Source organism: Clostridium sp. UBA6640, from assembly GCF_002455975.1.
GTDB lineage: Bacteria > Bacillota > Clostridia > Clostridiales > Clostridiaceae > Clostridium_J.
Genome location: NZ_DKLM01000155.1, coordinates 1 through 12,143, shown reverse-complemented (window position 1 = coordinate 12,143; position 12,143 = coordinate 1). Strand labels below are relative to the sequence as shown.

The 12,143-nt window shown below is 27.3% G+C and carries 10 protein-coding genes; 5 read left to right on the top strand and 5 right to left on the bottom strand.

Annotation, left to right across the window (positions count from 1 at the left end):
- Positions 1–139: 139 nt before the first annotated feature.
- Positions 140–1,702, bottom strand: a complete 1,563-nt coding sequence (locus B2W91_RS18000) for a GTP pyrophosphokinase (RefSeq protein WP_291583425.1) — start codon at positions 1,700–1,702, stop codon at positions 140–142.
- A 439-nt stretch (positions 1,703–2,141) separates the two neighbouring features.
- Between B2W91_RS18000 and B2W91_RS17995 the strand changes: the two genes are divergently transcribed.
- Positions 2,142–3,311 carry a dicarboxylate/amino acid:cation symporter gene (locus tag B2W91_RS17995; RefSeq protein ID WP_291583424.1) on the top strand — a complete coding sequence of 390 codons (1,170 nt, stop codon included), beginning with the start codon at positions 2,142–2,144 and terminating at the stop codon, positions 3,309–3,311.
- A 107-nt stretch (positions 3,312–3,418) separates the two neighbouring features.
- Here B2W91_RS17995 and B2W91_RS17990 read toward each other — a convergent pair whose 3' ends face one another.
- The gene (locus B2W91_RS17990) at positions 3,419–3,574 is read right to left on the bottom strand and encodes a hypothetical protein (protein WP_291583422.1); all 156 of its coding nucleotides are present in this window, start codon (positions 3,572–3,574) and stop codon (positions 3,419–3,421) included.
- 388 nt (positions 3,575–3,962) lie between these two features.
- Here B2W91_RS17990 and B2W91_RS17985 point away from each other — a divergent pair, with 388 nt between their 5' ends.
- Both B2W91_RS17985 and B2W91_RS17980 read left to right on the top strand, forming a co-directional pair.
- Positions 3,963–4,286: an ATP-binding protein gene (locus B2W91_RS17985; RefSeq protein ID WP_291583448.1), complete on the top strand. Its 324-nt coding sequence runs from the start codon at positions 3,963–3,965 to the stop codon at positions 4,284–4,286.
- A gap of 170 nt (positions 4,287–4,456) precedes the next feature.
- Positions 4,457–4,810, top strand: coding sequence for a DUF1622 domain-containing protein (locus tag B2W91_RS17980; protein ID WP_291583420.1), 354 nt, complete (start codon positions 4,457–4,459; stop codon positions 4,808–4,810).
- Positions 4,811–4,972: 162 nt separating this feature from the next.
- Here the strand turns inward: B2W91_RS17980 and B2W91_RS17975 are convergent, their stop codons facing one another.
- Complete coding sequence (locus tag B2W91_RS17975; RefSeq protein WP_291583419.1) at positions 4,973–6,664, bottom strand: flavin monoamine oxidase family protein; 1,692 nt, start codon at positions 6,662–6,664, stop codon at positions 4,973–4,975.
- A 180-nt stretch (positions 6,665–6,844) separates the two neighbouring features.
- On the bottom strand, positions 6,845–6,973 hold the full coding sequence (locus B2W91_RS17970; protein ID WP_291583417.1) for a hypothetical protein: 129 nt from the start codon (positions 6,971–6,973) through the stop codon (positions 6,845–6,847).
- A 206-nt stretch (positions 6,974–7,179) separates the two neighbouring features.
- Between B2W91_RS17970 and B2W91_RS17965 the strand changes: the two genes are divergently transcribed.
- Positions 7,180–7,620 carry a helix-turn-helix domain-containing protein gene (locus B2W91_RS17965; protein WP_291583415.1) on the top strand — a complete coding sequence of 147 codons (441 nt, stop codon included), beginning with the start codon at positions 7,180–7,182 and terminating at the stop codon, positions 7,618–7,620.
- 810 nt (positions 7,621–8,430) lie between these two features.
- Positions 8,431–10,086 carry a glutamine--tRNA ligase/YqeY domain fusion protein gene (locus B2W91_RS17960; protein WP_291583413.1) on the top strand — a complete coding sequence of 552 codons (1,656 nt, stop codon included), beginning with the start codon at positions 8,431–8,433 and terminating at the stop codon, positions 10,084–10,086.
- 231 nt (positions 10,087–10,317) lie between these two features.
- Here the strand turns inward: B2W91_RS17960 and gltX are convergent, their stop codons facing one another.
- The gene (gene gltX, locus B2W91_RS17955) at positions 10,318–11,976 is read right to left on the bottom strand and encodes a glutamate--tRNA ligase (RefSeq protein WP_291583412.1); all 1,659 of its coding nucleotides are present in this window, start codon (positions 11,974–11,976) and stop codon (positions 10,318–10,320) included.
- Positions 11,977–12,143 lie beyond the last annotated feature (167 nt).

Sequence of the window (12,143 nt, the reverse complement as noted above, 5' to 3'; positions counted from 1 at the left end):
CCATAATTCTTCATTTTTCATTAAGGAATCCTATATAAATGTATTGCTTCTAATACAAAACTCCACCTTTTTAAGAAGATAGACTTCTAAAAAGGTGGAGTTCACAGTTTTCTGTTTTCTCTAGTAATATTTATATAATTTAAAATTTCTTAATACCTTCACTAATATTGTTTATTTTAATTAATTTTAAAGCATCTTTCGCTGATATTTCTGTTACCAATTCTAATTTATCAATGTATTTTAAAATACTTTCGCTTATTTGAATGTTGGTAGTAGATGAGACTTTAATTCTTTCTATAAAACTTTTTACCTTTACGGTTTTAATTTTATAGTCAAATATCGAAAGTATCTTTAAATTGAATAGTGTTAAATAAATATCTTTATTATCTTCCCACTGATCATAAGTATTTATATTAGTAAATATATCTTTTATAGTATTATTTATTTCTTGATTAATTTTTTCTATATTTTCTTCATATATAAATGTAATGGAATCTATCTCTATAAAACATATAGACAATTGTTTTATTATAGAATCTTTTATGTTTTCCGATTGCTCTTCATTAAATAGAAAATTTAACTTTGAAAAACTGATATTTTTTAAAAATATATTTTTAAAGTATATTATGAAACTTTCAAAATCCTCTGAGTTATTTCCTAATTCTATTTGAAATAACATTCTAAAAAACAAATTCCACTGAAAGTCAGTATTGATTGACTTTAATATTGCGGTGCCAACAGTATCACAGAACTCATCTTTGAATCCTACTTCCCTTTCAAATTCTATTTGAGAATTAAAGTTCATATCATCTTTTCCTATAGCATTTAATCTAGATAAAGTTTTTAATAAAGTTTCATTATAGTCATCTAAATCTTCTGCATTGTTAGTTCTAAATATATATTTTACTATGGCATCACAGGACTTTTTAAAATCTACAATTAACCCTATACTCTTTTTCATTTGCGTAGAAAATATATCATAGATTATTTTAGACAGTACAGTTTCTAATTGAGCTTTCCTAACTGTTGGATTAATAGTATTAAACTTATTCACTTGATCATATATAAGTAAAAGTTGATTATCTATCATAGAAAGGTTTTTCTTAATTGCTCCCATTATATTTTTATAAAACTCATCAACTAACATATAATTATTATTTTTATATATTATTTTATGCTCTATTTCACCCCAAAATATATTAACTAAAGATTTGATTTGAAGTTCAAAATTGAATTTTTTATCATTATATTCATAGAAACCATCTATTCTAAATATCTTAAATCCATTTTTCTGCTCTTGCGGTTGTTTATCTGATAATTTTAATTTTATATTTTTCTTTGATGGACTATAATAATAACCTTCTTCATCTATTTCCGTAAAATGTGTTTTAATTACCTTGTATATTTTATTTTCATCCTCAATAAACCTACATTCAATTCTAATTCCTATTAAATCTGAAAGGTTAGAAAAAAACTCCTCTACAGTACTATATTTTTTATAATAATTATTTCTAATAATCTTTTCTTTTAGACTACTAATAGACTTTACTCTAGAATTAATGTTTAGAACTCCTTGATCTTCTTCCATTAACATTTCTTCAAAATAATGCTCTATATCTTCACATAGGTTATCTAAATGGGTTTCTATATCTTTAAAATATGTAATAGAATCATCAATAAATTGAAACATCTTTAATTCCATAACCATCCTCCTGAGTTTTGTAACCAATATTCTTCATATTACAAGTTTACCATAAAAGCATTTAGAATTTAAACTTAATAAAAAATCCTATTTTAAAGTATCTATATAATGTTATAGTTTTTCTTTTTAATCATAATCTTACATCTCAGAGATTAAAAATAACTATATATTTTCAAATAACTACTTTGACAATTATAAGTTTCACATATTAAAATTATGTTTTACCACTTATACTTAATAATCACTATTATAACTTCTATAGTAAATGCAAATTTATATTTAAATACTATAAGTTTTATAATATAATTAATTTAATTGTAAATTTCTTGAATTAACGTAATTGACATATCACTATAATTTTAAAATAGCTTTTATCTTTATATATCAAAGAAAGAGGCTTTTTATATTTTATAATCAAAATATATAGGAGGACTTATTTATGAAAAAATTATTTAACAGCTTAATATTTAAGCTAATTCTTGCCGTTATAATAGGCCTTTTAGTTGGACTCAATTCTCCAGCTAGCTTCATACACATTATTGTTACCCTAAAATATATATTAGGGCAAATAATATTCTTTGCTGTGCCACTAATTATAATAGGATTTATTGCTCCATCAATAGCAAAACTCAAAAGCAATGCATCAAAATTGCTAGGATTTGCAGTATTATTAGCATATCTATCATCTGTTGGAGCAGCAGCATTTTCATCATTTTTTGGATATGTTTTAATTCCAAAATTGTCCATAATTCCCGTTACTGAAGGATTAAAAGAACTTCCTGAACTAATATTTAAATTGGATATCCCTCCAGTTATGTCAGTGATGAGTGCTTTAGTACTTTCAATATTGATTGGACTTGCAACAGCTTGGACAAAAGCTGATTTATTTGAAAAATTGCTTGATCAATTCCAAGGCATAGTTTTAAGTATAGTAAATAGAATCGTTATTCCTATACTTCCTATATTTATAGCATCTACATTTGCTACTTTAGCTTATGAAGGTTCTATAACAACACAATTACCGGTATTTATAAAAGTCATAATTATAGTTCTAATTGGACATTTTATTTGGCTTACAGTATTATATCTTATCGCTGGTCTTATATCAGGAAAAAACCCATGGCAAGTACTTAAAAATTATGGACCTGCATACTTAACAGCTGTTGGAACTATGTCCTCAGCAGCTACTTTACCAATGGCTTTAAAGTCAGCAAAAAAATCTGATGTATTAAGAGAAGATATAGTGGATTTTGCAATTCCATTATGTGCAAATATTCATCTTTGTGGCTCAGTATTAACAGAAGTATTCTTTGTTATGACAGTATCACAAATACTTTATGGACAGTTACCTTCTGTTTCATCTATGATACTATTTATTCTTTTACTTGGTGTATTTGCTATAGGGGCTCCTGGAGTTCCTGGTGGGACTGTAATGGCATCTCTTGGATTAATAATAAGTGTTCTTGGATTTAATGAAGCAGGAACAGCTCTTATATTGACTATATTTGCTTTACAAGATAGCTTTGGAACAGCATGTAATATAACTGGCGATGGAGCTTTAGCTCTCATGCTTTCAGGAATTGCTGAAAAGAAAAATTATGCTAAATAAAGTTTATAACTATTAGAAATAATTATTTTCTTAAATTTATATATAAAAAGCATTAAGTTTTCATTTAAACTTAATGTTTTTTTATTTTAATACTATTAATTAATATTCTATTTATCAAATACTCCACCAGTTTTTTTACTACTTTTTCCCTTCCTTAGCTGTCCCATTGACTTTTCTGCTCTTTGTGTACCATTTTGCTTTGAACTCTTATTTTTCTTTTCTTCAATAATTTTTTTCATCATTTCAATATTTTTATTTGTCATATAATATTCTCCTATTATTTAATTAAGATTTTAAAGTAAATAAATTTGACCTTCATAAATTTCATGTCTTTTAATACACACAAATTATTATATTAAAAAAATTAAAATTAATCATCTATTAATTTTCACTATAAATCACCGACTTCCATTTATCTACATAATGAATCTTAAGAATTCTTAAGGTTTTATTATAATTTTCTTAAACTATCTTTCTTAAAATCAAAATATATTAGCATTTAGCTAAATATTTAAAGTTATTTTCAATAAACAATTTTGAATGTTGCTCTTAGTGCAAAATGAAGATTATCTAATTTAAGGAGGAATAGTTTTGAAAAAATTGCTTAGAGAGGTATTATACACAATAATTATAATTTTAGGCATTGTTGGAATGGCCCAAGCAGCAAATAAATTAAATATTTCAAGTGAAGTAAGTGTTGAAAAAAATTCTGATGATATTTTAGTATTGGTAAATAGAGAACATTCGTTAGATAAAAATTATAAACCTAACGATTTAATAAAACCTAATGTAAGATTTTTTTCAGATATGACGAAAGAAGAGAAACTAATGAGAAAAGAAGCTGGTGGATCAGGGCTTGGTTTAGCTATAACAAAAAATATCATTCAATTACACAATGGAAAAATAGCTACGTATAGCGATGAAGAAAAAACTATATTTAAAGTAAAGTTACCGCTATTAGATTTAACAAATTAATCATAATCAGTATAAAACTTACACTTATTTGTTAACTAATGTAAGAATTTATAAATATATTATATAAATATTATATTATTTAATATACTTTGTAGAATGAAGGATTTTCCTATTGATTGGTGGAATACATTACCCTTAACCATGTATAGAATCATAGGAGGATGATCGAAGTGAGCCTAGAATATCTTATTAACTTAATACTTCCTTATATTATTCATTTTTTAGAATTAATAGGAATTATTATAGTTGTAATTTCTGCACTTAAGGGATTTTATCAGTATATAAAAAGCTTATTTAATCCAAGTACTAATTTAATAAAAGTAGATTTTGCTGAAGCTTTAGCACTTGCTTTGGAGTTTAAGTTAGCAGGTGAGATATTAAAAACTGTACTTATAAGAACCCTTGATGAAATGTATATTTTAGCTGCGATAATTTTATTAAGAGCAATATTAACCTTTGTTATTCATTGGGAGATTAAGTTTGATAAAAATCATCATGCTGAACAACAAAATAGCGAAGTTTAAAATACTTTTTAAAAAATTTTGTTAAAATTAAAAACCTATTAACCTTTAGAAAGTTAGTAGGTTTTTTACTATTTTATCTATATAAATAAACCTACTATCTTTTTCATGTGAAAGATACTATGTTCATATAAGGATGGATTAATGGAAATAAAAATATATTTGTTAACATTGTTTTTTATGACTCATAGCATATTTTGCTAAATTATTAGCTGTAAATTTACCACTATAAAGAGCACCTTGTATCCATGCATGGTTAACAGAAGCATGTTCTCCAGCAAAGAATATTCTTCCATTATACTCTGGTTGCAAAATATCATAGGCAAATAATTGTTTCTGTCCTGGTGCATTTACAGCAAAAGCACCTCTAAAATATGGCTCTGTATTCCAGTTAACACTTTTATACTCTTTTACTATATTGTCTAAATAACCATAAGGAAGTCCATGTACCTTTTCTACTTGCCTTTTAGTTAATTCAAATTTTGCTTCTTCTTTCATACCTGCTACACGAATAGAATCTAAGGATAAGCTATAACAAGCTAGCAGTATACCTGGTTCTTCTGGGCAATAGACCTGTCTAACTGCATGATCAGAAGGATATATGATTGACTGAATTGCTTCATCAGTATAAGATACTCCCCCTAATATACCACCATAGTACTCATCATCTTCCCAAAAACGTCTTTTGCAATAAAAGTAGGTTTTAAGAGAGTCTTCATAAGTAAGTTCTTTAATAGCTTGCATTTTTCTAGTACTAAACACGGGAGCTATATCTACTTCCCTTAAAGTACTGAAAGGAATAGCGCATATTACATAATCAAAAGTTTCCATATAGGTTCTATTATTGTCCGTATCCTTATATTCAATAGATACTCTTTCATTTTTATTACTAGTTTTATATATTCCAGATACTACACAACCTGATTTCCATTTACATGTTCCTAGCATATATTGAGGTATGTTTTCATATTCTGTAGGCTCTTCACAAGTTAAGCTCCTATGGAATGCAAGTGGAAGATTAACCATACCACCATCAATTTGATACAAATAATTAAAAGTTACTGGATAATCTTCCTGCATTAATTCATTATAAGAGCTGTTAAATAGCGGTGATGTTAAAACATTAATTCCAGCTATTAACTCTATAGCACCTTGACTTAATTTATTCTTTTGCAATACTTGACGTATACTAAGGTTATCTAAATATTCATATGGTGAGCTATATTTAGGAAGTATCCTTAAAATATCTGTTCTTTCTTTTGGGGTTAAATTATTCATAGAAGAAATCATTCCATAATTATATAGCTCATCCCAAGGTGTATCTCTTTCCCATTTTCTTAAAGGAAATAAAGGATAGATATACTTCTCTATATTTTCACTGGTATTTCTTATCCTTCTGTTCCTAACAAGTAAAAATGTCATAGGATTATTTTGAACAAAAGGGTTGGTTTTTAAATTAAATAAATTTATATAATGCCATACAGTTTCATGAGATGCAGGTACTCTTATAGCCCCAAATTCTCCATATAATTTTTTAGCCTTATCAAAATAATAGGTATAGATTCTTCCACCAACTCTATCATTTAATGCTTCATAAATAGTTATATCTGCTCCTAATTTTCTTAATTCAAAAGCAGAACTTAAACCTGCGACACCTCCACCTATAATTCCTATCTTTACCCCTTTTAAGGATAATGGTGGAGCATAGTTTGTAATATCCGGTGGAGGGCTTAATAAGTTAATTACATTATAAAAATCCTCTGGTCTTCCGGCTTCATTTAATGATTCTTTAACCATCTCATGTCTTTGCTCATTTGTAGGATTGCTTGGATGTAATTTAAGCATTTCTACAGCCATTAATATTACCTCTTAAAATTTATTACATTAATATAATTATTAATGAACTCTTAAAGTATTACTAAAATATAGCGGAATAATTTAAAATTAAAAAATCGTGATATTTAATCACGATTTTTCATTGAATAATTTTAATAATTTATAATGCTTTTTGATTCTACTCTAAATCTTTAGAAGGTATTATTCTAAATTAATAGAGCCTCCTCTTTTTTGTTTTTTCATATCTCCATTCTTAGTCATTTCTGGTTTTTCACTTTTAGTATATTCCTTATTAGTCTTTTTTGCTTTTTTTGGTTCTCTATGGCTCATAAAGATTCTCCTTTGTGTAATAAATTTATTTGTTATTATCTTTTCCCTTAATATAAAATTTATTCCATAGCTTATTATTAAACTGTTTTGTATTAATATATTTTTATGTTTTAGTATATTGATTAATCTATTTAAAGATATTTTATAAACTTTTCCCTTAATTGCATATTCAATTATTAGAATTATGTATTTTAGGGGGAATGTTTATGTCATATACTAAAATTGATAATGTGGTTTTAAATTATAATATCTCTGATGGGGCTTTTAAGCTTCATTTTTTGCTTCAAAGCATGTGTTACGGAGACAAACTTCAATGCTTTCCTTCTCAAGGCTATTTAGCTAATATTTTAAGAAAATCTGTAAGAACTATTCAAAGATATTTAAATGAATTGATAACTGCAGGAATTATAAAAAAGCAAAGAAGAGGAAGCACTTCAAATCTCTATACTATAACTTTAAAGGTGGACCCAATAGAACATCAAAAAAATTCATTTTTTAAAAAGAATAAAAATGTCAAAAGCAAAAATATTAAAGCTAAAAAAGAAAGTCTTTGGAATAAGATACCTAGCAGAAATTATAATTTTGATTCCTTAGAAAAAATGCTTCTTGGAGACATAGAATTTAATAACTTCAACCTTTATAAATGATTTAATTTTTTTTCTATTGATATAAATCTTACATAGAAAAAGCTATTTTTTAAACCTATTTTAAATAGGTCTTTTTGTATTTTTTGAAAACTATTTATTTTATAAAACTTTATTAGGATTTACTATCCCCTTGCAGTATATTTTTTTAAAAGCCATAAATTATCCTATTTCTCCCTAGAACTTCTTATTTAAGAAAGAATGAATATATTTTGTCGCATTAAATACGTCAAGGATAATCTTCATCATGACATTAAGTACTTTTACTATAAGACACTAAGTAGTTAGGAATAATAACAAGGTAATAAGAAAAAGTTAATAAGGAAAACGTAATAACCTATAAGTATGTAATATGAAAACTTTAAATATATTATGGAAAGTAAATTTTATATAAAAGCAGCTTAAACTCTTGAAAATTTATGGTAAAAATTTCATTATGGAAATTAAAATCATGCATAATTTAAATTTTCATTAAGGAATCCTATATGATATTTCATAAATCTGCAAATAAGTAAGTAAAGTCTTTATTTTTTTCCATAATTGGTTTATGATTAAAGGTAAATGTAAATAAATATAGTAGAGATATTAACAACTATTAACTATGTTTGTTTTAGACATCTTAAAAAAATAACTTGCTAGTATATTAGCCTATTTTGCATCATATTCCGTTATCAATTTCTGCCTTATAGTACTACACTATTAATGAAATCTAACGATTTATCTAATATAAGGCATATGAGATAAAATAGACTAATATCTTTACCTTGTTGTTTTTCAGATGCTTTAAATAATTTAACAAGAGAGGTATGCATTATGTCGAACGAATTTAATTCATCTAACTTCATAAAGAACATAGTAATTGAAGATTTAAAAAATGGTAAGCATAAGGAGATAATAACTCGTTTTCCACCTGAGCCAAACGGCTATCTACATATTGGTCATGCTAAATCAATAATTTTAAACTTTGAGCTAGCTGACGAATTTAAAGGAAAAACTAACTTAAGATTCGATGATACTAATCCTATAAAAGAAGATACTGAGTACGTAGAATCTATAAAAGAAGATGTTAAATGGCTAGGATTTGACTGGGATAATCTTCATTTTGCTTCTGATTATTTTGAAGAAATGTATAATAGAGCAGTTCTTTTAATCAAAAAAGGTAAAGCTTATGTTTGCAACTTAAATCCAGAGCAAATTAGAGAATATAGAGGTACATTAACAGAGCCAGGAAAAGAGAGTCCTCACAGAAATAGAACTGTGGAAGAGAATCTAGACTTATTTGAAAAAATGAAAAATGGAGAATTCAAAGATGGTGAAAAGGTATTAAGAGCTAAAATAGATATGTCTTCTCCAAATATCAATATGAGAGATCCAATTATCTATAGAATTTCTCACTCTACTCATCATAATACTGGCAATAAATGGTGCATTTATCCAATGTATGACTTTGCTCATCCACTTGAAGATGCTATTGAAAGCATAACTCATTCTATTTGTACTTTAGAATTTGAAGATCATAGACCACTTTATGATTGGTTTGTTAGAGAATGTGAAATGGAGTCTGTTCCTCAACAAATTGAGTTTGCAAGATTAAATATAACTAATACAGTTATGAGTAAAAGAAAACTTAAAATGTTAGTTGATGAACATGTTGTTGATGGATGGGACGATCCAAGAATGCCAACAGTGGCTGGTTTAAGAAGAAGAGGATATACACCAGAGGCTATAAGAAACTTCTGTAGAGCTATAAGTGTTGCTAAAGCTAACTCTACGGTAGATGCTCAAATGCTTGAGTACTTCATAAGAGAAGACTTAAACCCAAAAGCTCCAAGAGCTATGGCTGTGTTAAAACCATTAAAATTAGTTATAACTAACTATCCAGAAAATGAAGTAGAGATGTTAGATATCGAAAATAACCCTGATGATGAAAATGCAGGAACTAGAAAAGTACCATTTTCAAGAGAATTATACATAGAACAGGAAGACTTCATGGAAGAGCCACCAAAAAAATACTTTAGGTTATTCCCTGGAAACGAAGTAAGATTAAAAGGTGCTTATTTTGTAAAATGTAATGAAGTTATCAAAGATGAAGATGGAAATGTTATAGAAATTCGCTGCACTTATGATCCAGAAACTAAAAGTGGTACTGGATTCACTGGAAGAAAAGTTAAAGGAACAATTCACTGGGTAGATGCTAAACATAGTATTCCAGCTGAGTTTAGATTATATGAGCCATTAATACTTGATAATGAAGATGGAGAAGATAAACATTTCTTAGAGCAAATCAATCCAAATTCTTTAGAAATACTTAAAGGTTTCATTGAACCAAGTGTTAAGGGAACTAAATCTCAAGATAAATATCAATTATTTAGACATGGTTACTTTAATGTAGATTCTAAATATTCTACAGAAGATGCAATAGTGTTTAATAGAATTGTTTCATTAAAAAGTTCATTTAAATTAAAATAAGGCATATGAAATAAAATAACTAATTAAAGGTGCGAAATATATTTTGCATCAGACAAGGAGACAGGTTTTCATGATAGTGTAGCTATCATGAAGTTCTGACGACGCAGTATGATACAAAATAGATGAGCATACTAACTAATTATTTTTTTGAATATGCCCTAATACAAAAGCAGTAGAGAAATTCTACTGCTTTTAATTTCTAATTCATCTTTTATCTACAAAAAATTCTCATTAAAGCTCTAAAAATTTATTAAATCTACTTCTAACTAAATCTTCACCCATGATTTGCATTATAGTATATAAATCAGGTGTATTCGCTCTATGAGTTAAAGCTGCTCTAACCACTCCAGCTACATCTGAAACCATACCTTTATAAGCTTCTGGTTCTTTCTTAAAGCTCTTTCTATCTGTAGCATAACCTAATTCTACAGCTACAGCTTTAAGATCTTCAAACCAAGTATCTTTATCTGTGTTGAAATTATAAGCTTTACTATAAGCTTCTATAACCCTTTTAGCTTCTTCTAGTTCAACATTCTTTGGAAACTCTATATTTTCTATAGCATCTTCCTCAAATAATTTATCAAAGAAGAAGAAAATTTTCTCTCTTACATCTTTCCATTTTCCAAAGTCTTTTCTTGGTTTTGGACCTTCTTTATCTATGTTAAAGATTTCTTTAGCCATTTCTTCATTAGTAGTCATTAAGTCATACATCTCTTTATCATATTCTTTAGCCCAATTTATATAGTAATCATATACTACAGGTGCTTTTAATCTGCAAATAACATTCTTACTTACATCATTTAATTTTATAGTATCAAATAATGCACCACTTTTGCCCATTTTTTCTAATTCTACCGGGAACTCTTTATAATCTGTAAAAGGATTTTCTTCTCTCCATACCTCAAAGTTTGAGTTAACGATGTTTAATAGATATTCAACTACTGAAACCATTGGATATCCTTCTTCACTATAATAACTAACAGCACTTTCTGGATCTTTTCTCTTACTTAATTTTCTCTTAGAGCTTCCATCAAGCTTCATTATAGTTGGTATATGGCAATATTCAGGTTTATCAAATCCAACAATATCAAATAGCTGAACATGCGTTGGAAGCGATGATAACCATTCTTCTCCTCTAATAACATGAGTAGTTCTCATTAATCCATCATCTACAGCATGAGCAAAATGATAAGTTGGAAGTCCATCAGACTTTATTATAACTATATCTTGATCATTTTCTGGGAAAGATATATTACCTTTAATTAAATCTTGAATTTCCACTCTATTTTCAATGTTTCCTGGAGATTTTAATCTTAAAATAAATTTTTCTCCCTTTTCAATTTTTTCTTTAATTTCTTCAAAGCTTAAATTTCTACATTTTGCCCATTTTCCATAATATCCTGGGTTAGCTTTGATAGATGTTTGTTCTTCTCTTATAGCATTAATTTCTTCTTGTGAACAAAAACATGGGTAAGCATATCCTCTTCTAACTAAATCCTTAGCAAAAGTTTTATATATTTCCCCTCTTAAACTTTGTTTATAAGGGCCGTAACTTCCTATCTCATTAGTTTCATCAATCATACCTTCATTAAAATTAAGATCAAAATTTCTCATAGCTGAGATGGTATCAACAATAGCCCCTTCTACTTCTCTTTTTTGATCAGTATCTTCAACTCTTAAATAAAAAACTCCTTCGCTTTGGCTTGCTATTCTCTCATCAATAAGTGCTGCGAAAATACTTCCTATGTGTTGGAAACCTGTTGGGCTAGGAGCATATCTTGTAACACATGCTCCTTCTTTAAGATTTCTAGCTGGATACTTTTCAATATAATATTGTGGTGTTTTATCAATAGTAGGAAAAAGAAGTTCTGCTAAATTTTCGTAATTCATATTATTCACCTTATCTTTCTATATACTTAATTGTATTACTTATCTAAATTGATATTGGTTTGAATTTTTAGAGCATTGCTCTAGGTTATACTGCACCCTTATACAATTCACAATGCACAATGCACAATTCACAATTGTGGATATTTCTCAGCGATTGCTGAGAAATT

What these genes read in the sequence shown, in the direction of transcription:
- B2W91_RS17995 (WP_291583424.1), top strand. Translation starts at nt 2,142, where the DNA reads ATGAAAAAATTATTTAACAGCTTAATATTTAAGCTAATTCTTGCCGTT.
- B2W91_RS17965 (WP_291583415.1), top strand. Translation starts at nt 7,180, where the DNA reads ATGTCATATACTAAAATTGATAATGTGGTTTTAAATTATAATATCTCT.
- B2W91_RS17985 (WP_291583448.1), top strand. Translation starts at nt 3,963, where the DNA reads ATGGCCCAAGCAGCAAATAAATTAAATATTTCAAGTGAAGTAAGTGTT.
- B2W91_RS17990 (WP_291583422.1), bottom strand. Translation starts at nt 3,574, where the DNA reads ATGACAAATAAAAATATTGAAATGATGAAAAAAATTATTGAAGAAAAG.
- B2W91_RS17960 (WP_291583413.1), top strand. Translation starts at nt 8,431, where the DNA reads ATGTCGAACGAATTTAATTCATCTAACTTCATAAAGAACATAGTAATT.
- B2W91_RS17975 (WP_291583419.1), bottom strand. Translation starts at nt 6,664, where the DNA reads ATGGCTGTAGAAATGCTTAAATTACATCCAAGCAATCCTACAAATGAG.
- B2W91_RS17970 (WP_291583417.1), bottom strand. Translation starts at nt 6,973, where the DNA reads ATGAGCCATAGAGAACCAAAAAAAGCAAAAAAGACTAATAAGGAATAT.
- gltX (WP_291583412.1), bottom strand. Translation starts at nt 11,976, where the DNA reads ATGAATTACGAAAATTTAGCAGAACTTCTTTTTCCTACTATTGATAAA.
- B2W91_RS18000 (WP_291583425.1), bottom strand. Translation starts at nt 1,702, where the DNA reads ATGGAATTAAAGATGTTTCAATTTATTGATGATTCTATTACATATTTT.